This window comes from Microbacterium sp. LWH10-1.2, from assembly GCF_038397765.1.
GTDB classification, from domain to species: Bacteria; Actinomycetota; Actinomycetes; order Actinomycetales; family Microbacteriaceae; genus Microbacterium; species Microbacterium natoriense.
This window is the reverse complement of sequence record NZ_CP151638.1, coordinates 328,052-351,943: the sequence shown is the minus strand read 5'-3', so window position 1 is coordinate 351,943 and position 23,892 is coordinate 328,052. Positions and strand designations below refer to the sequence as shown.

Annotated in this window: 22 protein-coding genes and 1 tRNA gene; 12 read left to right on the top strand and 11 right to left on the bottom strand. The window is 71.0% G+C overall.

The genetic code is table 11. The features are described 5' to 3' along the window. Window positions 1-37: 37 nt before the first annotated feature. The 6 genes from MRBLWH10_RS01515 to MRBLWH10_RS01490 form a co-directional block, all read right to left on the bottom strand. On the bottom strand, window positions 38-580 hold the full coding sequence (locus MRBLWH10_RS01515) for a GNAT family N-acetyltransferase (RefSeq protein WP_223585961.1): 543 nt from the start codon (window positions 578-580) through the stop codon (window positions 38-40). Further along, window positions 577-1,728, bottom strand: coding sequence for an LLM class flavin-dependent oxidoreductase (locus tag MRBLWH10_RS01510; RefSeq protein WP_341941400.1), 1,152 nt, complete (start codon window positions 1,726-1,728; stop codon window positions 577-579). Before MRBLWH10_RS01510 ends, MRBLWH10_RS01515 begins: the two co-directional genes overlap by 4 nt. Window positions 1,729-1,806: 78 nt before the next feature. Continuing rightward, window positions 1,807-2,805 carry an ABC transporter substrate-binding protein gene (locus tag MRBLWH10_RS01505; protein ID WP_341941399.1) on the bottom strand — a complete coding sequence of 333 codons (999 nt, stop codon included), beginning with the start codon at window positions 2,803-2,805 and terminating at the stop codon, window positions 1,807-1,809. A gap of 51 nt (window positions 2,806-2,856) precedes the next feature. After that, window positions 2,857-3,648 carry an amino acid ABC transporter ATP-binding protein gene (locus MRBLWH10_RS01500; RefSeq protein ID WP_223585958.1) on the bottom strand — a complete coding sequence of 264 codons (792 nt, stop codon included), beginning with the start codon at window positions 3,646-3,648 and terminating at the stop codon, window positions 2,857-2,859. Further along, complete coding sequence (locus MRBLWH10_RS01495; RefSeq protein WP_341941398.1) at window positions 3,645-4,688, bottom strand: amino acid ABC transporter permease; 1,044 nt, start codon at window positions 4,686-4,688, stop codon at window positions 3,645-3,647. The genes MRBLWH10_RS01500 and MRBLWH10_RS01495 overlap by 4 nt, the downstream gene beginning before the upstream one ends. Window positions 4,689-4,861: 173 nt before the next feature. After that, entirely contained in the window at window positions 4,862-6,184 is a 1,323-nt protein-coding gene (locus MRBLWH10_RS01490; protein ID WP_341941397.1) for a M20/M25/M40 family metallo-hydrolase, read from the bottom strand. A 226-nt stretch (window positions 6,185-6,410) separates the two neighbouring features. Here MRBLWH10_RS01490 and MRBLWH10_RS01485 point away from each other — a divergent pair, with 226 nt between their 5' ends. Next, the gene (locus tag MRBLWH10_RS01485; RefSeq protein WP_341941396.1) at window positions 6,411-7,517 is read left to right on the top strand and encodes an LLM class flavin-dependent oxidoreductase; all 1,107 of its coding nucleotides are present in this window, start codon (window positions 6,411-6,413) and stop codon (window positions 7,515-7,517) included. A 4-nt stretch (window positions 7,518-7,521) separates the two neighbouring features. Here MRBLWH10_RS01485 and MRBLWH10_RS01480 read toward each other — a convergent pair whose 3' ends face one another. Beyond that, on the bottom strand, window positions 7,522-8,559 hold the full coding sequence (locus MRBLWH10_RS01480; protein ID WP_341941395.1) for a PQQ-dependent sugar dehydrogenase: 1,038 nt from the start codon (window positions 8,557-8,559) through the stop codon (window positions 7,522-7,524). Between the two features lie 97 nt (window positions 8,560-8,656). Between MRBLWH10_RS01480 and MRBLWH10_RS01475 the strand changes: the two genes are divergently transcribed. Then, window positions 8,657-10,732, top strand: a complete 2,076-nt coding sequence (locus MRBLWH10_RS01475; protein ID WP_341941394.1) for a DUF2156 domain-containing protein — start codon at window positions 8,657-8,659, stop codon at window positions 10,730-10,732. Window positions 10,733-10,738: 6 nt separating this feature from the next. Here MRBLWH10_RS01475 and arfB read toward each other — a convergent pair whose 3' ends face one another. Both arfB and MRBLWH10_RS01465 read right to left on the bottom strand, forming a co-directional pair. Then, on the bottom strand, window positions 10,739-11,179 hold the full coding sequence (arfB, locus tag MRBLWH10_RS01470; RefSeq protein ID WP_341941393.1) for an alternative ribosome rescue aminoacyl-tRNA hydrolase ArfB: 441 nt from the start codon (window positions 11,177-11,179) through the stop codon (window positions 10,739-10,741). Window positions 11,180-11,336: 157 nt separating this feature from the next. Then, window positions 11,337-12,644: an MFS transporter gene (locus tag MRBLWH10_RS01465; protein ID WP_341941392.1), complete on the bottom strand. Its 1,308-nt coding sequence runs from the start codon at window positions 12,642-12,644 to the stop codon at window positions 11,337-11,339. A 71-nt stretch (window positions 12,645-12,715) separates the two neighbouring features. Between MRBLWH10_RS01465 and MRBLWH10_RS01460 the strand changes: the two genes are divergently transcribed. The 10 genes from MRBLWH10_RS01460 to MRBLWH10_RS01415 all read left to right on the top strand — a co-directional run bounded on the left by MRBLWH10_RS01460 (window position 12,716) and on the right by MRBLWH10_RS01415 (window position 22,709). Beyond that, window positions 12,716-13,339, top strand: a complete 624-nt coding sequence (locus MRBLWH10_RS01460) for a TetR/AcrR family transcriptional regulator (protein ID WP_105677310.1) — start codon at window positions 12,716-12,718, stop codon at window positions 13,337-13,339. Further along, entirely contained in the window at window positions 13,336-14,178 is an 843-nt protein-coding gene (locus MRBLWH10_RS01455; RefSeq protein ID WP_341941391.1) for an AraC family transcriptional regulator, read from the top strand. Before MRBLWH10_RS01460 ends, MRBLWH10_RS01455 begins: the two co-directional genes overlap by 4 nt. Before the next feature lie 167 nt (window positions 14,179-14,345). Continuing rightward, on the top strand, window positions 14,346-15,281 hold the full coding sequence (locus MRBLWH10_RS01450) for an ABC transporter substrate-binding protein (protein ID WP_341941390.1): 936 nt from the start codon (window positions 14,346-14,348) through the stop codon (window positions 15,279-15,281). Further along, window positions 15,278-15,412, top strand: coding sequence for a hypothetical protein (locus tag MRBLWH10_RS01445; protein ID WP_341941389.1), 135 nt, complete (start codon window positions 15,278-15,280; stop codon window positions 15,410-15,412). Before MRBLWH10_RS01450 ends, MRBLWH10_RS01445 begins: the two co-directional genes overlap by 4 nt. 8 nt (window positions 15,413-15,420) lie before the next feature. Next, complete coding sequence (locus tag MRBLWH10_RS01440) at window positions 15,421-16,494, top strand: iron chelate uptake ABC transporter family permease subunit (RefSeq protein WP_341941388.1); 1,074 nt, start codon at window positions 15,421-15,423, stop codon at window positions 16,492-16,494. Further along, a complete protein-coding gene (locus tag MRBLWH10_RS01435) occupies window positions 16,491-17,585 on the top strand; it encodes an iron chelate uptake ABC transporter family permease subunit (protein ID WP_341941387.1) in 1,095 nt (364 codons plus the stop codon). Before MRBLWH10_RS01440 ends, MRBLWH10_RS01435 begins: the two co-directional genes overlap by 4 nt. A 10-nt stretch (window positions 17,586-17,595) precedes the next feature. Further along, on the top strand, window positions 17,596-18,384 hold the full coding sequence (locus MRBLWH10_RS01430; protein WP_341941386.1) for an ABC transporter ATP-binding protein: 789 nt from the start codon (window positions 17,596-17,598) through the stop codon (window positions 18,382-18,384). After that, window positions 18,381-20,021, top strand: coding sequence for an ABC transporter ATP-binding protein (locus MRBLWH10_RS01425; RefSeq protein ID WP_341941385.1), 1,641 nt, complete (start codon window positions 18,381-18,383; stop codon window positions 20,019-20,021). The genes MRBLWH10_RS01430 and MRBLWH10_RS01425 overlap by 4 nt, the downstream gene beginning before the upstream one ends. Next, on the top strand, window positions 20,014-21,822 hold the full coding sequence (locus MRBLWH10_RS01420; protein WP_341941384.1) for an ABC transporter ATP-binding protein: 1,809 nt from the start codon (window positions 20,014-20,016) through the stop codon (window positions 21,820-21,822). Before MRBLWH10_RS01425 ends, MRBLWH10_RS01420 begins: the two co-directional genes overlap by 8 nt. Next, a complete protein-coding gene (locus MRBLWH10_RS01415) occupies window positions 21,819-22,709 on the top strand; it encodes a siderophore-interacting protein (protein ID WP_341941383.1) in 891 nt (296 codons plus the stop codon). Before MRBLWH10_RS01420 ends, MRBLWH10_RS01415 begins: the two co-directional genes overlap by 4 nt. A 31-nt stretch (window positions 22,710-22,740) precedes the next feature. Here MRBLWH10_RS01415 and MRBLWH10_RS01410 read toward each other — a convergent pair. Both MRBLWH10_RS01410 and MRBLWH10_RS01405 read right to left on the bottom strand, forming a co-directional pair. Further along, window positions 22,741-22,816 (bottom strand) — tRNA-Met (locus tag MRBLWH10_RS01410). Between the two features lie 92 nt (window positions 22,817-22,908). After that, window positions 22,909-23,892 carry a WYL domain-containing protein gene (locus MRBLWH10_RS01405; protein ID WP_341941382.1) on the bottom strand — a complete coding sequence of 328 codons (984 nt, stop codon included), beginning with the start codon at window positions 23,890-23,892 and terminating at the stop codon, window positions 22,909-22,911.

The window sequence follows — 23,892 nt, the reverse complement described above, 5'->3', positions numbered from 1 at the left end:
CCCCGCGGGGCAGGTCCTCCTTCCACGTCGTCCCCCGTCAGCTGCGCGGATCGAGGTCCAGGCCGAAAGCCAGCAGGTCGAGGAAGAGCCCCGGCTCCACCTCGATGCGGTGCTCGCGCTCGAGGAGGCGGCGGAAGCCGAGCTTCGCGTAGAGCGCGTGCGCGCCGAGCATCTCGGGACCGCTGTTCATCACGACGCGCTGGGCGCCGCGCTCGACGGCCAGGGCGATCACGTGCCTCGTCAGCGCCTCGCCGATGCCGCGGCCTCGCGCCGACGGAGACACGGCGAGCTGCCGGAAGTCGAGCTCGCCCTCCTCCGCCAGCTCGGAGAGCTGCTCCCCGGGGCGCGGCACCCACACGCTGCCGACGATGACGCCGCCTGCGTCCTCCGCGACCCACACGTCGCCGAGGGCGACACGGGCGTCGACGTCACGCAGGGACTCGACGTACGCGGGTGAGAGACCGGTGTAGCTGGAGAGGTACGCCTCTTCGGTGAGGCGCCCGACGAGAGCGTGCTCGGCCGGCGCGATGAGACGGATGACGAGGGCGGGCGCCCGCGTGCCGGATGCGGATGCCGTCACGCCCGCACCGCCGTGGCGAGGGCGCGCTCGGCGGGAGAGCCGAGCCCCCACGCTGCGGCGAGGAGCTCGTAGGAGCGCGCACGGTCCGCGGGGTCGTGGGTGATCGTGGTGACCAGCAGCTCGTCGGCGCGGGTGACCCGCTGCAGGGTCTCCAGCCGCTCGGAGACGTGATCGGGATCGCCGACGAACCGGGTGTCGAGGCGGTCCCCGACGGCATCCAGGAGGTCGGGTTCGAACGGCTCGACGAGAGCGTCTTCGGGGCGTGGATAGGCGATGGCGCCCTGACCGGCGCGGATGCTGTGCACCCATTCAGCGTAGCCGCGGCCCACGCGCTCGGCGTCGGCGGCGGTGTCGGCGACCAGCACATCGGCCGACACGATCACGTGCGGCGCATCCAGCACGCCGGGGCGGAACGCGCGACGGTACGCATCGACCGCGTCGAGCACGAAGCTGCCGGCGACGTGGTAGTTCGCACCGAACGGCAGTCCGAGCCGGCCCGCGAGCTCGGCGCTGGGTCCGGCCGTGCTGCCGTGCAGCCAGACCTCGATCGGCTGCCCCTCGGCGGGCGTCGCATGGATCGGGACGCCCTCGGGTGCGACGTAGGAGCCCTCGATCAGGGCGAGGATGTCGAGCACGTCCTGCTCGAAGCGGTCGGCGTCGCCCGCGGTCCGTCTCAGCAGCCGTGCCTGCGCGGCGAACCGCACGGCGTCGAAGGCGAACGGCCGCGCGGCGGGGAGGAGCAGTCCGTCGACGATCCTGGCCTGCGGCGGCGCCGGCTCCGACGCACGGCCGGTCGGCTGGGTCGTCGAGCCGGAGCGGCCGATGCCGAGGTCGAAGCGTCCTGGATGCAGGGCCGCGACGACGCCGGCGGCCTCGACCACTTGGAGCGCCGAGTAGTTGCCGATGATCGTCGCGGAGGTGCCGATGCGGATGCGCTCGGTAGCCGCGGCGACCGCGGCGAGCAGCACATGCGGCGCGGCGCCGGCCACACCGGGGTTCAGGTGGTGCTCGGCGAGCCAATACCGGCGGTAGCCGAGGCGCTCCGCCGTCCTCGCGAGCGCGATCGTGTCGCGCAGCCCCTGCGCCGGAGTCGACCCGGCGCCGAACGGCGAGAGGTCGAGGATGCTGAGTGGTGCGCGGTCGGTCATGGTCTTCGTCCTTCTCGGTGCGGAGGTGCGGCGGAGGCGTGCGGGCCGGCGCTCTCGCGCACGGCCCGCACCTCTGGGTCAGGACTTCGGAAGCCCCTGCGGGTTGATCTCGGACGCGTCGATGCCCTCGGAATCGAGCCCCCAGGCCTTCAGGACCTCGGCGTACTTCCCGTTCGCGATGAGCTCGTTCAGCACGATGCCGACGGGTTCGATCAGGCCGTTGCCCTTCGCGGTCCCTGCGGCGATCGTCGCCGCGAGCGGCCAGCCGCCGGGGACGATCCCCACGAGCCTGGTGTCGCCGGTCTCCCGCGCCGCCCAGGCCGCCGTGGCGTTCGGGCCGAAGCTCGCGTCGACACGGCCGGACTGCAGCGCGAGCGTCGCAGCGGCGTTGTCGTCGTAGTACTGCAGCTCGGCCGGGGCCTTGCCGTCGGCTTCGAGCTCCTCGTTCCACTTGAGCAGCACCTGCTCCTGGTTGGTGCCGGAGCCGACGACGATCTTGAGGCCGGAGATGTCCGCCGCCTCCTCGATCTTGTCGATCGTGCTGTCCGCCTTCACGTAGAAGCCGAGCAGGTCCTGCCGGTAGCTCGCGAAGTCGAAGAGCTCCTTGCGCTCCTCGGTGACGGTCACGTTGGAGGTGATGAGGTCGTACTTCCCCGACTGCACGCCGAGGGGCCAGTCCGCCCAGGCGACGACGACGGGGTTGTACTCCAGCCCGAGCCCCTCCGCGATCAGGCTGCCGATGTTCGGCTCGGTGCCCGCAGGGAGGGTCTCCCCGTCGGGGACGTAGCTGAGCGGCGGCACGAAGGCGCCGACGGCGACGGTGAGCTTGCCCTTCTCGATCGGTTCGAAGCCGCTCTCCTTCAGCGCGGCGACGGCCTCGGGGACGACCTCGCCGGTGACCCATTCGATGTCGTCGGCCGACACGTTGGCCGAGGTCTCCTTCGGGGCGGGGGTCGCGTAGTCGGCGGCCGCCTCCGTCGGCCGGTTGAGGGTGACGGCGGTCACGACGCCGGCGATCGCGAGCACCGCTGCGGCGGCCACTCCGATCGCGACGCCCTGCTTCTTGCTGAGTGCCATTTCTGTGTTCTCCTTGGATGCTGCGGACGGGCCGCGTTCGGGTCGTGCAGGTCAGCCCAGCACCTTGGACAGGAAGTCCCTGGTGCGGGGGTTCTGGGGGTTGCTGAGCACGTCGGCCGGAGGCCCCTGCTCGACCACGACGCCGGCGTCGAGGAACACCACGCGGTCGGCCACCTCCCGGGCGAAGCCGATCTCGTGCGTGACGATGATCAACGTCGTGCCGAGCTGCGCGAGGTCGCGGATGACGTCGAGCACCTCCCCGACGAGCTCGGGATCCAGGGCGCTGGTCGGCTCGTCGAACAGGAGCACCTTCGGTTTCAGCGCGAGGGCGCGGGCGATCGCGACGCGCTGCTGCTGGCCGCCGGAGAGCTGCCGCGGGTAGGCGTCGGCCTTGTCGGCGAGACCCACGCGGTCGAGCAGACCCAGCGCCAGCTCCCGCGCATCGTCCGTGCTCAGCCGCTTCAGCGCGATGGGCGCCTCGGTGACGTTCTCGAGCGCGGTGAGATGCGGGAACAGGTTGAAGTTCTGGAACACGATGCCCACCTGCGTGCGGCGCCGCAGGATCTCGCGCTCGCGCAGCTCGTGCAGCTTCTCTCCGCGCAGCTCGTAGCCGATCAGCTCGCCGTCGACCGTGACCGATCCGCGGTCGACGCTCTCGAGGTGGTTGATCGTGCGCAGCAGCGTGGACTTGCCGGAACCGCTGGGGCCGAGCAGTGCGACCACCTCCCCCGGCTGCACCGTCAGGTCGATGCCGGAGAGCACCTCGACGCCGCCGTAGCTCTTGTGGACGTTGTGGATCTCGACGAGCCCCCTGGTCGCGGTCTCCGCGGCGACGGCGGTCATCGGACGCCCCCTCCGGATGCGGCGAGCGCAGACGCGACCGGCGCCTCGGGTGGAGCATCCCCCAGTCGCGTCCACTGTGCGTTCGCCCAACGGCGCGCCCGCTGGAGCGGGGTGGGCGGCAGGGTGCGCACGGAGCCGCGGGCGAAGTGCCGTTCGATGTAGAACTGGGCGATGCTGAGGATCGTGGTGATGATCGTGTACCAGACCACGGCGACGAGCAGGAGCGGGATGACCCGGCTGTTGCGGTTGTAGATCACCTGCACGGCGTAGAAGAGCTCGGGGATCGCGATCACGAACACGACGGAGGCGCCCTTGACGAGGCCGATCACCTCGTTGGTCGCGTTGGGGATGATCGAGCGCATCGCCTGCGGGAGGATGATGCGGAAGAGCCGTCTGCTGGCCGGGATGCCGAGAGCGGCCGCGGCCTCCTGCTGCCCCTGATCGACCGAGATGAGGCCGCCCCGGATGATCTCCGCCGAGTACGCGGCCTGATGCAGCCCGAGCCCGAGGATCGCCGCGGCGAACGCGCTGATGAGCTGCACGGTCGGGAACTCGACGATCCAGAAGTCGGTGGTGAACGGGGTGCCGAGCCCGAGGGTCGGGTAGAGGTAGCCCAGGTTGTACCAGACGATGATCTGCACGACGAGCGGCACCGAGCGGAAGAACCAGATGTACCCCCACGCCGCGGAGCTCAGCAGCGTCGACGTCGAGAGCCGGCCGAGGGCGATGATCGTGCCGAGCACGAAGCCGACGACCGCCGACACCGCGGTGATCGAGAGCGTGTAGCCGATGCCGATGAGCACGGGACCGGAGAAGAAGTACTCGGCGAACGAGTCCCACATGTAGCGGTCGTTCGTGAAGAGGCTCCAGACGAACTGGGCCAGGACGAAGATGATGATCGCGGCGATCGTCCATCGCCACCAGTGGCGCGGATGCACCACGGTGACGGCGCCGAGATCCACCTTCCCCCGCGCATCCTGGGGGCGGTCGATCTCGAGATCGACCGCGGTGCCGACGGGTGGGGCGGCTGTGTCAGTCATGGTGATCCTCGTGCTCCGAGCGGCACCGGGTGTGCCGCGTGAAGCCAAGGTAGGGGCATCGCAATCGCTGATCACAGCCGGGTTTCACACGTCGCAACCGGCAGACGCACGCCGTAACCGAGGGGCTCGTCGCGTAACCGGACGGCTCCGCCGGTAACACGGGAAGCGGCGGATCAGGCCCTGCGGAGGATCTGCTCTGTCACCCTCGTCGAGAAGTGCAGGGCGTCGACGGGGATCCGCTCGTCGGCCGCGTGGAACTCGCCGAACACGTCGAAGTCGGCGGGCACGCGCAGCGGCACGAAGCCGTAGCCGCGGATGCCGAGCTGAGCGAGGTGCTTGTTGTCGGTGCTCGCCGGGAGGAGGTACGGCACCACCAGCGCCCCCGGGTCCTCTGCGGCGATCGCCCCCTGCAGGACGTCGATCAGCGGCGCATCCAGCGGCGCCTCGATCGCGGGGACCGCATGGCCCCACGAGATGTCGACCCCCTCGCCGACCACGGCCGCCAGTTCGTCGCGCAGCGCGGCATCCGCTCCGGGCAGGACCCTGATGTCGAGGCGCGCTGATGCCTCCGCGGGGATCACGTTCGTCTTGCCGCCGGCGGCGAGCACGGTGGGCGACACCGTGTTGCGCGCCGACGCTCCGACGAGGGAGGACACGAACCCGAGCTCGGCGAGCTGCTCGTCGAGCTCGCTGTCGGCGCCGGATACGCGGAGGCCGCGGTGCTCCTCGAACACCTGGAGGAACCGGTCGAGGGCGGGCGTCCGGACGACCGGGAACCGGTGCGCGCCGACGGCGGCGACGGCGCGGGCGAGACGCACGACCGCGTTGTCGGCTGTCGGGCGGGAGCCGTGGGCCGCGTGGCCGCGCGCCGTGAGCGTCGCCCAGGTCACGCCCTTCTCGGCGGTGGCGACGAGATACGCGCGGCGATCGTCGGCGAGGGGCACGGAGAAGCCGCCCACCTCGCTGATCGCCTCGGTGGCGCCGGCGAACAGCTCCGGCCGGTGTCGGACGATCCAGCGCGCTCCCCACACGCCACCGGCCTCCTCGTCGGCGAAGAAGGCGAAGATGAGGTCGCGGCGGGGAACGACGCCGTCACGACGGAACGCGCGGGCGATCGCGAGGATCGTGCCCGCGTAGTTCTTCATGTCCACCGCTCCGCGGCCGTACAGGATGCCGTCGTGGATCTCGGCCCCGAAGGGCGGGTGGGTCCAGTCGGCCTCCTCGACGGGCACGACATCGAGGTGCGCGTGCACGACCAGCGCCCCCGCATCGGGGTCGGAACCCTCGAGTCGCGCGACGACGCTGGCGCGTCCGGGCTGCGGCTCGACGAGGTCGACCCGATAGCCCACCTCTTCGAGCCTCTCCTTCACGAACAGCGCGGCTCGTGTCTCGCCGTCGCCGATCGTCGCGGCATCCCCCGTGTTGACGCTGTCGATGCGGATGAGCGCGCGGATGAATTCGAGCGCCTCGGTCTCGAGCGGGCTGGGTGCGGTCATCTGCGTATCTCCTCGGGGTCCACCCGGGCGCCCGCCCGGCGTCGCCTCACGCTACCCGCGGCGCACAGGGCGGATGCCGCACGCCGACGCAGTACGTCATCGAGCGTCTCACAGCGTCGCTCGGCGTGCGGGCGAGGTGGCGGACGGGCGACACTCGACGCATGGCATCTGTGAACGACGGAGGCATCGTGCGCGGCATCCTCCCCCGTCCGGAAGGCGCGTCGGCATGAGTGCGATCTCGCTGGACTGGTTCCTGCCGCTCACCGGGGACTCCCGCACCGACATCGGCCTCGGCAGCGCGACCGCCTACGACCCGGCCGGTCGGGTGGCGGCTCAGCGCGAGCCCACCGTGGACTACCTCGCGCAGATCGCGCGTGCCGCCGAGCAGCTGGACTACGAGGCGGTGCTCGTGCCCTCCGGCGGCGGCAACGAGGAGAGCTGGACGATCGCCTCGGCTCTCACCCAGCACACCCGCGCACTCGACTACCTCATCGCGGTCCGGCCGGGACTCGTCTCCCCGACGCTGCAGGCGCAGACCGCCGCGACATTCCAGAGCATCAGCGGCGGGCGACTGCGGGTCAACATCGTCGTCGGCGGCGAGGACGCAGAGCAGCGCCGCTTCGGCGACACCATCGGCAAGGACGATCGGTACCGCAGGGCAGCAGAGTACCTCGGCATCCTGCGCCGCCTCTGGGCGGGAGAGAACGTCACCCACGACGGCGAGTTCTTCCGGATCGAGGATGCGCAGCTCCGGACGGCCGTGCCGGCGCCGCCGATCTACCTCGGGGGCTCATCGGATGCCGCGATCGAGGTCGCCGCCGCGCACGCCGACGTGTTCCTCACCTGGGGCGAGCCCCCGGCGCAGGCGGCCGAGAAGATCCGTCGCGTGCAGACGAGGGCTGCGGCGCTCGGGCGCAGGCTCGACTACGGCGTCCGCCTGCACGTGATCGCCCGTCCGACCTCTGAGGAGGCGTGGTCGATCGCGGACTCGCTGATCGACGGCCTCGACCCGGAGGTCCTGGCGCGGCGGAGAGCCACGCTCTCCCGCTCGCAGTCGGTCGGCCAGCAGCGTCAGAACGCGCTCAGCAGCGGCGGGCTCACCCGCAGCGAGCTGGAGGTGCACCCGGGGCTCTGGGCCGGGGTGTCGCTGGTGCGCGGCGGGGCGGGCACGGCGCTCGTCGGCAGCTACGAGGAGGTCGCCGATCTCGTCGCCGAGTACCACGGTCACGGCTTCACGGAGTTCGTGCTGTCGGGCTACCCCCACCTCGAGGAGGCGTACTGGTTCGCCGAAGGGGTCCGACCACTGCTCACGGAGAAGGGCCTGCTCGACTGAGCCCTCAGTCCATCGGGAACAGGAGGACCCGGTCGTCGCCCTCCGCGGGGTCGCCGCGGCCGTCGGTGTTGTTCGTCAGCAGCCAGATCGCCCCCGTCGTGACCACGACGTCGCGGAGCCGTCCGTACTCTCCGACGACGCTCTCGGTGCTCGTGGACAGGTCGTCGAGCGGCACGCTGCGCAATCGTTCACCGCGCAGGTTCGCGATGAGGATGTCGCCGTTCGTCACCGCGAGGCCACTGGGGCTCGCCTCCGCCGGACGCCACTGCTGCACGGGGTCGATGTAGTCCGTGTCATCGGCGGCGCCCTCGACCTCCGGCCAGCCGTAGTTCCCCCCTGCCTCGATGACGTTGAGCTCGTCCCAGGTGTCCTGCCCGAACTCGGTCGCGTACATCGTGCCGTCGGCATCCCACCCGATGCCCTGCGGGTTGCGATGGCCGTAGCTGTACACGGGCGACCCGGGGAACGGGTTGTCGTCGGGGATGCCTCCCTCGGGCGTGAGTCTGAGGATCTTGCCGGAGAGGGCGTCGAGGTCCTGCGCGCTGTCGCGGTCTCCCGCATCGCCCGTGGTGACGTAGAGCATCCCGTCCGGCCCGAAGGCGAGGCGCCCGCCGTTGTGGTTCGACGCGGAGGGGATGCCGTCGATCACCGTCGCCGGAGGGCCGAGCGAGAGGGCGCCGGGCTCGCCGACGAGCGTCCGGCGTTCGACCCGGTTCCCGTCGTCGGCGGTGAGATAGGCGTACAGGTCCCCGTCGCGCACCGCGAGCCCGAGGAGCCCGCCCTCCCCGCCTGCGACGACGCCGCCGATCACTCCGACCTCGTGCCGGGCTCCGCTCTCGTCGAACTCCAGCACCCGGCCGCTGTCGCGCTCGCTGATCAGGAGCGCCTCGCCGTGGAGGACCATCGACCAGGGCGCATCGAGGTCGTCGGCGAACACGATCGGAGCCGGTGCGGATGCCACAGGCTGCCCATTCGACGACGTGCACGCGGCGAGCGCGAAGACGGATGCCGTCGCGCAGCACGCGACCGTGCGACGCAGCATCGCCGTTCTCTGTCCGCTCGTCCCGACCATGCGTCCCATCCAACGCCCCGCGCCGCGCCGAGGGAAGCCCCGCCGCCCGCATCGTTACGCTGAGCACATGACCCGGTCGCGACGCATCACACCGAGCCAGGCGGTCTCCGCGCTGCGGAGGATCCCCGCCACACTGACCATGGTGGGGCTGATCCTCCTCGTCGGCGTCGCATCCCGAGGGCTGTGGATGCCGTTCGAGGATGCGGATCTCTTCGAGGCCGTCGCCTACGGGCTGCCGAACCTCTCCGACGGCAGGTGGTGGACGCCGGTCACCGGAACGTTCTTCATCGGCCAGCCCTGGGTCTATGCGATCACGATCGCCAGCTTCTGGGGCATGGGCTACCTCGAGTTCCGTCGAGGCTCGCGCGTGGCCCTCGCCTACTTCTGGGTCGGCCAGCTCTTCGCCGTCCTCGCCACGGCCCTGACGCTGCTGCTCCTGTCGCAGGTCCCCTGGGCCTGGGCGCAGACGCAGGCCCAGTCGCTCGATGTCGGGGCGTCCGGCGGCACGATGGCCTGCATCGCCGCCGCTGTGGGCCTGTTCCGGGCGCCGTGGCGCGTGCGCGGCTGGCTCGTGCTCCTGGGCTTCGTCTTCGTCATGATGCTGTTCTGGGGTGCGGTCGACGATCTGGAGCACCTGCTCGCCGTGCTGCTGATCCTCGTCACGGACCGTTCGCTGCGGGTCCGCAGGACGACCGTGCGGGAGCAGCGCCTGATCGCCGTGATCGCCGTGATCGCGCTCACCGCGGCCGAGATCATCACGATCCTCCTCCCCACCGACGGCCCGTTCGGCCCGACCGAACCGGTGTCCGGCGGTGTCGTCGACGTGGCGATCGATGTCGCGGTCGTCCTCCTCATCGTGCGTGGGCTCCGCCGGGGTCGCCGCTGGAGCTGGGTGCTCGCGATCATCCTCGGTGCGCTCAACGTGCTGGGCGGGGTCCTCGTCCTGACGCTCATCATGCTCACCAGCGCCGCGGAGCTCGAGTCCGTCATCTACGGCGAGACCGAGCTGTCGCTCGCGAGCGCGTTCCTCTGGCTGTTGGTGCTGATCTACCTGATCGTCGTGCGGCGCGCGTTCCGGGCGAAGAGGTCGTCGAAGCTCGGCATCCAGCCCGCCCCGACCCTCGCCGACCTGCTGCGGACCCTGCGCGCCCACGGCGGCGGCACCCTCTCCTGGATGACGACGTGGGAGGGCAACAGCTACGCCGGGACGACCGGCGGCATCGTCGCCTATCAACGACGGGGCGGAGTGGCCCTGGCGCTCGCCGATCCGATCGGCCCCGCCGAGACGCGCGCCACGGCGGTGGAGGAGTTCATCCACACCGCCGAGAACGCGGGGCTCGTGCCGTGCTTCTTCAGCGCCGACGACGCGACCCGCGCTGCCGTGCCCGACACCTGGCGCAGCCTGGTCGTCGCCGACGACACGATCGTCGACCTGCCCGGCCTGTCGTTCACCGGCAAGCGCTGGAACTCCGTGCGCACCTCCCTCAACAAGGCCGGCCGCGAGGAGATGACCTTCCGCCTCACGCACCTGAAGTCGGAGCCGTGGGGCGTGCAGCAGCAGCTCCGTGCGATCTCCGAGGCGTGGGTCGGCGACAAGGACCTCCCCGAGATGCGCTTCACCCTCGGCACCCTGGACGAGGCGGAGGCGCACGAGGTGCGGCTCGCGCTCGCCGTCGCGCCGAACGGAGACGTCGACGGCTTCCTCTCCTGGCTGCCGATCTACGGCGAGGGCGGCGTCGTGCGTGGGTGGACGCTCGATCTCATGCGGCGCAGGGAGGGCGGATTCGGCCCCGTCATGGAGTACCTGATCGGCTCGTCCGCGAAGCAGTTCTCCGAGGAGGGCTGCGAGATCATGTCGCTCTCCGGGGCCCCGCTCGCCCACGACTACCCGCCGGACGCCGGCATGATCGCGGCGCTGAGCGACCGCCTCGCCGAGGCGCTCGAGCCGGTCTACGGCTTCGGGTCGCTGCACCGCTTCAAGCAGAAGTTCCACCCGCGCTACGAGACGATGTACCTGCTGTTCCGCGACGAGAGCGACCTCGCCGCGATCGGCGGGGCGCTGACGAGGGCGTTCCTGCCCGACGCGACGCTGCGGCAGTTCGCCGGAGCCGGTCTGGAGCTCGTGCGCGGGCCCCGCGACTGAACGCGCTCAGCCGTCGCGAGGCGGCCGACGCAGCTGCTTCACGTCGGTGCGGCGCTGCTTCTCCTTCAGCCGGCGCTCCTTCGCGCCGCGACTCGGCTTCGTGGGTCGACGCGGCGGGGCGGGCGGGCGCAGGGCCTCGGCGACGACCGACGCGAGACGCTCGCGCGCGGCATCCCGGTTGCGCAGCTGGGCGCGGTGCTCGGATGCCGCGATCGTCAGCACCCCTCCGACCAGTCGACCGCTGAGCCGGTCGAGCACGCGTTCCCGCTGGACCGGCGACAGCGCAGCGGAAGCCGCGGCATCCCACACCAGCTCCACGCGGGAGTCGGCGGTGTTCACGCCCTGGCCGCCGGGCCCCGACGACCGCGAGAACCGCCACGACAGCTCGGACTCGGGGATCGTGACGCCCGCGGTGACCCGCAGTCCGGGGCGATAGGGAGAGGGCATGCATCCATCATCTCGCGCCCTGTGTCCGGCTCGCGGTTCACAACTCCTCACGAACGGGGGTGATCCGGCCGGGCTCCGGCCGGATCACCCCGTTCGACGCCGATTCTTGAGGAGTTGTGAACCGATGGCTCCGGCCCGCGGGGCTCCTATGGCGAAGTCAGACCGCGGCGTCGACGGCCGCATCCGCGGCGGGCGGAACGGCGACGGGATCCCCGGCCCCGACGGCGCCCTTCGGGGGTGTCTTCGCGGTGTTCGCGATGTGGGCGCGTCCGAGGACGATCGCGGCGACGATCATGAGCACGACGCCCAGCCAGTACGGGGCCGCATGGCTGACACCGGCGTAGAGGGCGGCGGCGATGAGGGGCGCGACCGTGCTCATCGCGGCGTTCAGCGACTGCGTCGCCCCGCCCAGCCAGCCCTGCTCGTCGTCACCCACGGCGTTCGACATCGCGCCGTCCATCGCGGCCTGCGATGCGCCCTGACCGGCGGCGAGGAGGAGCGCACCGACGATGAACACCCACGGCTGCGCGAGCACGGAGGCCACGATCGCGAGGGCGGCGAGACCGACAGCCTGCGCCACGATGCCGCTGACGATCACCCCGCGCTCGCCCATCCGCGGCAGCAGGATGCCGAGCAGCACGCCCTGGATGAGGATGTCGATGATGCCGACCGCGGCCGTCAGCAGACCGATCTGGGTGGGGCCCCACTGGATCGAGTCGAGCGCGAGCACGCTGAAGTTGTTGACGAAGAACCCGAACGGCAGGGCGAGGATGCCGAAGCCGATCATGAGTCCGCGGAGCTCCTTGCGGCCGAACGCGTCCGTGAACACCGCGAACGGCTGGACGTCCTTGGCGGAGATCGCGGAGATCCGGTTCTCCGGTTTGAGGCTCTCGGGGAGCAGGAAGATGCTGAGGATCGCGATGGTGAGGGCGACCGCCGCGGTGAGGAAGACGGGGAGGCGCAGGTCGATCGCGGCGAGGAGGCCACCGATGGCCGGCCCGATCATCATGCCGATGCCGGAGAGGGCGCCCAGCAGGCCGAAGCGCTGGGCGCGCTTCTCGGGCGGCGTGATGTCGGCGAGATAGGCGAAGAGCGCGGGCATGTCGCCGGCGGTCAGCCCCTGGATGACACGGGCGAGCACGAGCACCCAGATCGCTCCGCCGATGCCGAACAGGGTCATCGAGAAGGCGGCGCCGAACGCGGCCGCGATGATCACGGGGCGTCGGCCGAAGCGGTCGGAGAGGCGCCCGAGGAAGGGGGCGACGAGGAAGGCGCAGAGTCCGTTGATCGCCTCGAGGACGCCGACCCAGATCGCAAGGTCCTTCTCGTTCGAGACGTACTCCAGCACCACGAAGGGCAGGACGGGGAGGACGACGGTCATCCCGATGACGGTCAGCATCGTCAGGACGACGAGCATGACCCAGGCGCGGTTGCCGACGCGACCGGTCGAATTGAGTGAAGTCATACCGAAAGTGTATCGATACCAGTTTCGGTGTCAAGCCACTTATGAATCCGGTCCGCGATAGAGTGGTCGGCGTGACGAGCACCGAGCCGATGGGTCGACGCGAGCGGAAGAAGGCGGCGACCCGCAAGAACATCTCCGACGTCGCGACGAAGATGTTCCTCGATCGCGGCTTCGACAACGTCAGCATCCGCGAGATCGCCGACGCCGCCGATGTCTCCCCCACCACCGTCTTCGCGCACTTCCCGCAGAAGGAGGCGCTGGTCTTCGACGAAGACGACGAGCAGCGCGACCGGCTCGTCAGCGCCGTGCGCGGACGCGCAGACGGCATCTCGATCAACCGGGCGCTCCATGACTTCTACTCCACCGACGTCCGCACCAACGTCGATGAGCACGGCGACGACGTCACCCGGATCTTCATGGCGTTCCTGAACGAGACACCTGTGCTTCGCGAGTACGCGGCTCGGATGTGGCTCCGCCACGAGGACGCCCTGTCGGACGCGATCGCCGACGAGCTCGGACTCGACGCGCCGACCGCCGAGATCAGGGTCTACTCCCGCTTCGTCCTGCAGATGCTGCTGCTCGTCAACGACGCCGACGATCAGCTCGGCACGCTCGACGCCGGATTCGCGATCCTGGAGAGCGGATGGTCGCCGGTCGAGGCGCGGTTGGCCAGCGCGCGCACCGACGCACGATGAACTCCTATCGGCGGGACGACTGGGAGGCGAGCCCTGAGCTTCCGTCGACCGTCGTCGCGCCGTACCTGATGGGGACGGGGGTCGTCACCGGAGAGGACACCGGAACCCGCCCGCTCTCCCCTCCGCACTCCCACGCCGACGCGATGCTCGCGTGGTGCTACCGCGGCACCGTGTGGGTGCACCTGCAGGACGCGATGTGGCGCCTCGCCCCTGGTCAGGGCGTGTGGATCCCCGCGCGGACGCCGCACACGGCGCACCACGAGCGGGACTCCGTCGGGTGCTACACCTACCTGCCCGCGACATCCGCGATCGCGCCGATCGACGACGTCACCCGGGTGCTCGTGCCGCGTGCCGTCCAGGAGATGCTGCTGCACCTCGGCATCAGCGACATGCCCACCGATCTGCGGGTCCGCATCCAGGGCACGCTCATCGAGATGCTGCAGCAGCCGGCGCCTGAGGCACTCGACGGCTGGGGCGAGGTCCCGCTGCCCGCCGACGAGCGCGTGCGCGCCCTGGTGCAGGCGGTGCTGGACGATCCGGGCGACCCGCGCAGCGCGGGCGAGCTGTTCCTCGCGCACGGCCTGCACGAGCGCACGGTCCTGCGCATCTTCCAGAACGACGTCGGCATGACGTTCGGCCGATGGCGCACCGGCGTGCGGATGACCCTCGGCGCCCGCCTGATCGTCGATGGCACCCCCATCGGCGCCGCGGCCCACCGGTGCGGCTATGCCACGACGAGCGCCTTCTCCGCGAGCTTCAAGGAGCGGTTCGGACTCACCCCGCGTCAGCACGTCGCCCGCGTGCAGGCCGACTCGGCGCACCACCTCTACTGGCGCTGACCCTCGCGCCCATCCGACGCGTTCTGTCCGTATAGCGATACAAGTCGCCCATCGATCGACACTGGCCGCGTTCTCGGCGTTCTAGCATCGTTCTGTTAGGGCATGCTTACCTAACTTCTTGCCGCGTTGACGCGGCGCTCCCCTCCCCATCTCTCTGAAGGAGAACCATGTCGCACGCTCTCGCGCGCCCGAAGATCCGGCGAGGCTCCGCGCTCGTCGCCGCGGCCATCGCCGCCGCCCTCACCCTGGCCGGGTGCTCGACCACCGGAGAAGGCGCGGAGTCCGCCTCGTCGTCGACGTCCACCGACGGCGTGGTCATCGAGCACGGACACGGCAAGACCGTGATCCCCGAGAAGCCCCAGCGCGTGGTCGCCCTCGGATGGATGACGCCCGACATCGTCGCCGCACTCGGCACCAACCCGGTCGGCATCGAAGAGGTGTGGGGCGCCGGCGAGAGCGGCTACCAGCCCTGGTTCGAGGAGTTCGTCACCGAGGAGTACGGCGAGACCCCCGAGATCATCCCGTTCACCGAGGACGGCCCCAACTACGAGGCGATCAAGGCTCTCAAGCCCGACCTGATCCTCAGCCTGTACTCGGGCGTGAGCGACATCGAGTACGAGCGGCTGAGCGAGATCGCGCCCACCGTGCCCTACGTCGAAGGCCCCTGGAACCCCGGCACCTGGGAGGGAATGACCCGCACCGTCGGCAAGGCGCTGTCGGAGGACGCCAAGGCCGAGGAGCTGATCGCCGAGACCGAGGAGCAGATCAGCACGCTCGCCGGCGAGCACCCCGAGTTCCAGGACAAGACCTTCGTCTGGGGCCTGACCCTGAACGAGGGCGGCACCGACCTCGGCGTCTACCTGGAATACGACCCCCGCGTGCGCATCACCGAGGCGCTCGGCTTCACCTCCACCTCGGCCATGGACAGCTTCCTCGCGAGCGCCGAGGGCGACAACTGGTACACCGGCGTCAGCCTGGAGAAGCTCTACGACGTGCAGGCCGACCTGTTCGCCGCGTGGGGCGGCAGCGCGGCCGAGGGCGAGTACACGGTCGAGAACAAGGTCGTCTCGCGCTGGGGCCGATCGCGAACGGCTCCTACGTGATCTACGCGGATGCCGCCGAGGCCTCCGCGATCAGCGCTCCGACCGTGCTGTCACTGAAGTACATCCTCCCGAAGTACGTCGACGACCTCGCAGCCGCGCTGCAGGGTGAGCCGACCATCGCAGGAGAGTGACGCGCGAGATGTCCCTGGCGACGGAAGACGGCACGGACGTCTCGAACTCAGGCGCGGGGGGTCGTGCAGACGGCTCCCCGCACCGCACCGCGACGCTCGTGCTGGGGCTGATCGTCTCGGCGGTGGTGCTGGTGATCGCCGCCATCGCGTCGCTCGCGGTCGGCAACCGAGCGATCGACCCCCTCACCGTTCTGCACGCCCTGTTCGCCTACGACGACGCCGACGCGCTGCACCTCATGGTCAGGGAGCTGCGGGTCCCCCGCACGTTGCTGGGCATCGTCGTCGGCGCCGCCCTGGCCGTGTGCGGCGGACTCATCCAGGCCTTCACCCGCAACCCCCTGGCCGACCCCGGCATCCTGGGCGTGAACGCGGGCGCGTCCTTCGCCGTCACCTTCGCGGTCGGCGTGCTCGGCCTGACCACGCCCGGCGCCTACGTGCCCTTCGCGCTGGCCGGCGCCTTCGTGCTCACCGTCCTCGTGTACGCACTGGGCTCTTTCGGAGCGTCCGGCGCGACGCCCATGAAGCTGACGCTCGCCGGGGTCGCGCTCGGCGCGGCGTTCACGGGCCTCACGACCGCGATCGTGCTGCGCGATCTGAGCACTCTCCAGGTCATGCGCTTCTGGGGTGTCGGCTCGATCGGCGGACGCACCATCGACCAGCTCGCCTGGGCGGCGCCCCTCATCGTCGCGGGTCTCCTGATCGGGCTGCTCTGCGCCCGTTCCCTGAACGCCCTGGCGCTCGGCGATGACCTGGCACAGGCGCTCGGCGCCCGCGTGCAGGTCACCCGCGTGCTAGTGATCATCGCCGTCACCCTGCTCGCCGGAACGAGCGTCGCCGCCGCCGGCCCCATCGCCTTCGTCGGGCTGATGATCCCCCACATCGTCCGCTGGTTCACGGGCCCGGATCAGCGCTGGGTGCTGACCTACTCGATGATCATCGGTCCGTCCTTCCTGCTGTTCGCCGACATCCTCGGCCGCATCGTGCTCCCCAGTGGCGAGCTCCGCGTCGGGATCGTCACCGCGCTGTTGGGCGCCCCGCTCCTGATCGCGCTCGTGCGCCGCAAGCGGGTGAGCGGACTGTGAGCATCGACCAGCGACCCACCGCCGCCGCGCAGGACAGCACGGAGTTCGCCCCCGTCGACCACGGACGCCGGCAGGTCCGGATCGAGACCGCGCGCGTCGCGACGCTCATCCCGGTGCGCTCGATCGTGGTCTGCGCGGTGCTGGCCGTCGTGATCATCGCCGCGGGCCTCGCGTCCATGACGATCGGCGCCTACGAGGTGGACTTCGGCTCGATCGTCCGCGCCATCGTCGACCCGTCCTCCGACCCCGACATCCGCCAGGTCGTCTTCGAGTGGCGGCTGCCGCGCGTGCTGTTCGCGGTGCTCTGCGGTGCGGCTCTCGCCCTCGCCGGCGGCATCTTCCAGTCGCTCACCCGCAACCCGCTCGGCTCCCCCGACATCATCGGCTTCGGCATCGGCGCGCAGTTCGGCGTGACGCTCATGATGGTGGTGCTGGAGCTCAACACCTACATGTTCAAGGCGGTCGGCGCGCTCGTCGGCGGCCTGATCACCGCGCTGCTCGTGTACGTGCTGGCGAACAAGAACACCCTGTCGTCGTTCCGCCTGATCATCGTCGGCATCGGCGTCTCGGCCGGGCTCGGATCGCTCACCTCCTGGATCCTGATCTCGGTCAGCGTCGAGAAGGCGATGATGGCCGCGACCTGGGGGGCCGGCTCGCTCGCCTCGCTCGGGTTCGACCAGCTGATCCCCGCCGCGATCGTGTTCGCGATCGTCACCCTGCTGTCGCTGCCGCTGAACCGCACGCTGCCGGTGCTCGAGATGGGCGACGACGCAGCCACCGCGCTGGGCATCAGCCCTGGTCGCACCCGGCTCGCGGCGATGGTGTGCGGCGTCGCCCTCGTCGCCCTGGTCACCGCGGCCGCCGGCCCCATCTCGTTCATCGCGCTCGCGGCTCCTCAGATCTCGCAGCGCCTCACCCGCTCGAACACCCCGATGGGCGCCGCGCCCGTGATGCTCACCGGCGCCGCTCTCGTCGTGGTCTCCGACGCGGTCGCCCAGCTCGTCGCCGTCCCCGTGGGCGTCGTGACGGTCTCGATCGGCGGACTCTATCTCGCCTGGCTGCTGGCCGCCCAGTACGCGCGCCGCACCTGAAAGGAACACCATGACCGCTTCGCTGCTGGCCCGCGACATCACGCTGGGCTACGGGGAGACCCCGATCATCTCCGCGCTGTCGCTGGAGGTGCCGGACGACTCGTTCACGATCATCATCGGCCCGAACGCGTGCGGCAAGTCGACCCTGCTCCGCGGGTTCGCCCGGCTGCTGCGTCCGACCACCGGCGCCGTGCTGCTCGACGGCGCCGAACTGCGCTCCCTCACGCCGAAGGAGGCGGCGCGCAAGCTGGGGCTCCTGCCTCAGTCGTCCATCGCCCCCGACGGGATCACCGTGGCCGACCTCGTCGGACGAGGACGATTCCCGCACCAGAGCGCCCTGCGCACCTGGAGCAGCGCCGACGAGCGCGCCGTCTCCGAGGCGATGGCGGCGACAGGGGTGATCGATCTGTCCCGCCGACTGGTCGACGAGCTCTCGGGCGGCCAGCGGCAGCGCGTGTGGGTGGCGATGGCTCTCGCCCAGCAGACGAAGCACCTGCTGCTCGACGAGCCGACGACCTTCCTCGACATCGCGCACCAGATCGATCTGATGGAGCTGTTCGCCGATCTGCACCGCAGCGGTACCACCCTCGTGGCCGTGCTGCACGACCTCAATCACGCCGCGCGCTATGCGACCCACCTCGTGGCGATGCGCGACGGAGCCATCGTGGCGCAGGGCGACCCGCGCGAGATCATCACCGCCGAGCTCGTGCAGGCCGTGTACGACCTGCCCTGCAGGGTGATCACCGATCCGGTCTCGGGCACCCCGCTGGTGCTCCCGCTCGGTCGGCGGACGCCGTGACGAACACTCCGCGGAGACTCTTCGGGATCGCGCTGTGGGCGGAGGGGCGCGGGATCGCCCTCGCCGCCGCGACGGCGCTGCTCATCGTGCACGCGCTGGCGGAGGCCACGATCCCCGTCATCATCGGCGCGACCATCGACCGGGCCGTGCTCCCCGCCGATCCGGTCGCGCTCGCGCTCTGGATCGGCGTGCTGGTCGCGACGTTCCTGGTGCTGACCGCGAGCTACCAGTCGGCATCCCGTCTGATGGTCTCGATCTACGGCTACGGCGAGCAGGCGCTGCGTCACCTCACCCTGTCGCGGATGCTGCGCCCCCGCCTCTCCCGCCGCGCGGTGACGCCGGGCGAGGCGCTGACCTTCGTGACCTCCGACACGTATCGCGTGGCCGGTGTGGCCTGGTCGGTGGCGCAGCAGTGGTCCACGATCGCCGCGATCCTCGGCGCGGGGCTGGCGATGCTGGGGATCTCGCCGGTCGCGACCCTCGTCGTGTTCGGCTCCACGATCGCGATGATGTTCGTGATGCAGGTCGTGTCGCGTCCGCTCGAGCGCCGCGGCTTCGCCGAGCAGCACGCGGCCACCGAGGCCGGGGCCGTCGCCGCCGACTTCATGAGCGGTTTCCGCGTGCTCGTGGGCATCGGCGCCCGCGAGGAGGCCGTGCGACGCTACGTCGCCGCGAGCGACGCCTCCCGACGTGCGGCGACCGCCGCCGGTCGGTCCCTCGCCTCGTATGAAGCCGTCGGCACCACGCTGGCCGCGGTCGCGACGACCGCGCTCGCGGGCATGTCGGCGTGGTTCGCTGCCGAGGGCCGCATCAGCATCGGCGAGCTGGTCACCGTGCTCGGCCTCGCCCAGTTCATCAGCGGCTACCTCGCGTACGCCGGGTCGTTCCCCTCGAACTGGATCCACAAGCTCGCCTCGGCCAAGAGGCTCGCCGAGGTCATCGACGCCGACGACCTGCTCGGGGCCCCGATCGTGCGAGAGGGCCGTCGGGGTTCGGCGGATGACGTCGTGCTGGCCTTCCGCCCCGGCACCTCCCCGGACTCGCTCGTGGAGGTGAGGGAGGGCGAGCTGCTCGGCATCCGCCCTGCCGACAGCGACACCGCTCGCTCGCTCTCGCGTCTCCTCGGTCTGCGCACCCCGCCCGAGCCCGGACGGGTGCAGCTCGCCGTCGACGGCGAGCGGCGCGACCTGACGGAGTGGGACCCTGTCGAGTACCGCCGCCGCGTCGTCGCCCCACCGCACGGGCAGACGATCGTGAGCGGCACCCTGCGCGAGGCCGTGCGCGGACACGGCATCGACGGGTCACCGCATCCCGTGCTCGTCGACATGGCGGCATTGCAGGACACCGTCGCTCAGGTCGGCGGCTGGGAGTCGCAGGTGGGCGAGGCCGGTCGACGGCTCTCCGGCGGACAGCGGCAGCGCATCGGGATCGCGCGGGCGCTGCACGCGGAGGCCGACGTGCTCGTGCTGGACGAGCCGACCTCTGCGGTGGATGCCGTCACCGAGGCGCACATCGCTCGCTCCCTCGCGGCGCACACGGACACCGTCATCGTGATCAGCACGTCCCCCGTGCTGCTCGGCGCCTGCGACAGAGTCATCGACGTCCCCTCACACGGATCGGATGCACCGCATGAGTGACGCCATCGACACCACCACCCCCCTGCTTCCGATCGCCTCCGGCACCCGCGTGCGCGCCGCGGTCGGAGCGCTGCTGCGACAGCATTCGGCCAGGACGGCGGGCGTCGCCGTGCTGTTCCTCGCGGCGTCCGCTCTGGGCATCGTGATGCCCGCGTGTCTCGGGCGCATCGTCGACGCCGTGTCATCCGACGCGGGCGTCGCGACCATCGCGGGCTGGGTCGTCGGAGCCGGCGCCGGCGCGATCGGCGCCGCCCTCGTGATGCTGTGGGCGGTGCGGGTGCTCACCGGACTGGTGCAGGACATGCTGGCCAGCCTTCGTGAAGACGTGTTCACCTCGGCCATGCGCCTGCCGGTGGGCGCTGTGGACGACGGCGAGAGCGCCGACCTGCTCTCGCGCGTCACCGGCGACGTGGACGCCGTGGCGGAGGCCGGCGGGAACGTCGCTCCGACCCTGCTGTCCGCCGCCTTCGCGATCGCCGTCTCGGTGGCCGCTCTGACCGCGCTCGACCCCTGGCTCGCGCTCGCGGGCATCGCCTCCGCACCGTTCTACGTGCTCGGCACCCTGGCGTTCCTGCGCAGGTCGCGCGTCGTGTTCCGTGAGGTGCGCGTGCGCGAGGCCGCGCGCAGCCAGGCCGTGCTCGACGCGGTCGAGGGCATCGACACGCTCACGGCGTTCAACGAGCAGGAGCACGCTCTCGCCCGCGTGTCGGAGCGGGCCGAGGCGTCGATCAGGATGCAGATCGAGGGGGTGCGCGTGACGAACCGCCTGTTCCGGTGGATCAACGGAGGGGAGCTCGTCGGCCTGGCCGCGATCCTCGGCACCGGCTTCCTGCTGCACTCCGGCGGCGCGATCACCGTCGGCATGGTGACCACCGCCGCGCTGCTCTTCCACCGCCTGTTCGGCCCGGTCGGTCAGTTGATCTTCGGTCTCGACGACATCCAGCGCGCGGCGATCGGGCTCGCGCGCCTCGTGGGTGTCATCGACCTCACCCCTGCGGCCTCGGGTGTGCGGGTCGAGGAATCGACCGCGGTGCCGACGGCATCCGCCGGCATCGAGGTGCGCGACGTGACGTTCCTCTACCCCACCACCGGTCGCGGCATCAGCGACGTGACCCTGCACGTCTCACCGGGCACGACCGCCGCACTGGTCGGCACCTCAGGGTCGGGCAAGAGCACCCTCGCCCGGGTGATCGCCGGGCACCACCCGCCGACCTCGGGCAGCGTGCACCTGGCCTCGACCACGGATGAGCCGTACTACCTGTCGCAGGAGCTGCACCGGTTCCGCGGCACGATCGCCGACAACCTCACGCTGGTCGCCCCGGACGCGACTCCTGACCAGATGGTCGCCGCACTGCGGGCGGTCGGGGCGGAGTGGGCGGTCGACGAACTGAACCGGGAGCCGGACGACGCGGACCCGTCGGATGGGCCCGTCGTGCCGATGGACGAGGGGCGCATCCAGCAGCTCGCCGTCGCGCGGGCGTTCCTGGCCGACCCCTCCATCGTGATCCTCGACGAGGCGACCGCCGACGTCGGTCTGCATCACCGCGACGCGGTGGAGGACGCCATCGCCGCACTGCGCACGGGCCGTACGGCCCTGCTCATCGCGCATCGACTGCAGCAGGCCGTCACGGCCGAGCAGATCGTCGTGTTCGCCGACGGACGAACGACCCAGCGCGGCACGCACGAGGAGCTCCTCGCCGCCGACGGCCTCTACCGCGACTCCTGGCTCGCCCAGACCGCGCACGCCCCGACCGCCCCCACCCACTCCCCCACCCCGAACGAAGAGACGGAGACTCCGTGAACATCCACCGCGGCATCGTCAGCAGCACGGCCACCCTCACCCCGAACCTGGTGCGCATCACCCTCGGCGGCGACGGCGTCGCCGACTTCCTCAGCACCGGCATCGGCGACGAGTACGTGCGCGTGTTCTTCCCGCACGGCGAAGACCCCACCGACGTCTCGCTGCCCGTGCCTGCGGGCGACTGGTGGGAGACGCCGGAGGGAGCGCCGGAGGCTCCGATGCGCACGTACACGATCAGCGGTGTGCGCCCGGAGGCCGGCGAGCTCGACATCGACTTCGTCATCCACGAGGCGGGGGTCGCCGGGCCCTGGGCGGCGCGCGCCGAACCCGGCCACGTGCTCGGGCTGAACGCGCCGACCGGCCTGTACGCAACCCCGGCCGACATCACCTGGCAGGTGCTCGTGGCCGACCTCACCGGTCTGCCCGCCGTCGCCCGCATCGCCGCTGCGGCGCCCGAGGGCGTGCGCACCCGGGTCGTGCTCGAGGTGCCCACCGCGCACGATCAGGTCGCGTTCGAGGTCGGCGCCGACGTCGAGGTCACCTGGGTCGTCGGCGGCAACGGCCACGGGCCCAGCGCGCTCGGTCAGCTGGTGCGCGGCATCGTCGACGACCGCCTCGCCCTCGACGAGGGATACGTCTGGGTGGCCGGCGAGACGGTCGCACTGCGCGATGTGCGCAAGTACCTGCGCAAGGAGCTCGGGCTGCCCGCGACGCGCTTCAAGGTCGTCGGCTACTGGACCCCGATCGCCGCGTGGGACGAGAAGTTCGCCGCGCTGCCCGAGTCGGTGCAGAAGGAGCTCGACGCGATCTGGGCCGAGATCGACGACGATGAGCCGGAGGACGTGCAGGTGCGGTTCGAGGAGAGGCTCGACCAGCTCGGGCTCTGACGTCCGCTCTCGATGAGCGGGACGTGCGACGTGGACGCGACGGCGGGAGTCGAACCCGCCACGCTGCCGGTTATGAGCCGGAGCCCGGGACCGCCCGGATCGCCGCGATGATGACCTCGACGCTACCCGGCGGATCCGCGGATGACCAGGCTCGTTGCCTGGGATAACGCTATGAGTCCGGCGATGACGGCGACGGGCGTCAGGCGATGCCAGGGACCGGAGCGTCGAGGGCGCGCAGCATCCGTTCCAGCGCCTCGCGCAGTTCTGCACGCCCCGGCTCGGGGAACGTGGTCGCGTACTCGACGCCCTCCGGGATCCACAGCAGCGCGTACATGGCATCGCGCCAGTCGCCGCCGCCGAACGGCCAGCGAGTGCGGTCGGCGCCCTCCGCCGTCGCCCCCTGAGACCAGACGCCGAAGCGCTCCTGCATCTCGGCGAGAGGGAGTTCCATGACGGCATCGGCCTCGACCCTCTGCGGAGACCACGACGATGCCACGAGGATGCGTTCCTCGATCTCCTCGCGGGTGATCAGCCTCCTGGCGAACAGCACGCGCGTGTGATCGACCGTCTCGATGCGGTCGACGCGGAAGGTGCGCCAGTCGTCTCGGTCGAGATCCCAGCACAGCAGGAACCACTTGCGGCCGGACGGCGCCAGCGCGTGCGGCTCGACCCGACGGATGCTCTCGGCGCCGGCCCCGTCGATGTACCGCAGCCGGAGCCGCTCTGTATCCCTGGTGGCGAGCGCGATCTCGCCGAGCACCTCTGGCGACACGACCGGCGCGTCTCCGATGCGCGGAGGCTGCACGGACTCGGCGAGCGCGTTCACCCTTCGGCGCAGCGCCGACGGCAGCACCTGCTCGAGCTTGGCCAGTGCGGTGAGAGTGACCTCGGCTCCTCCGACGAGCTGCTGCGTCGCGGCGACCCGCAGACCGATCGCCATCGTCACCGCCTCGTCATCCGTGAGCAGCAGCGGTGGCACGGCGCTCCCCGCCTCCAGCCGGTACCCGCCCGCAGCGCCGGGCGTCGACTCCACGCGGTAGCCGAGCTCCCTCAGCCTGTCGACGTCGCGCCGCACGGTGCGCTGGGTGACGCCGAGCCTGCTCGCAAGCTCGGTGCCCGGCCAGTGCCGGTGCGTCTGCAGCAGATTGAGCAGGGCGAGTGCGCGGGAGGTCGTATCGGACAT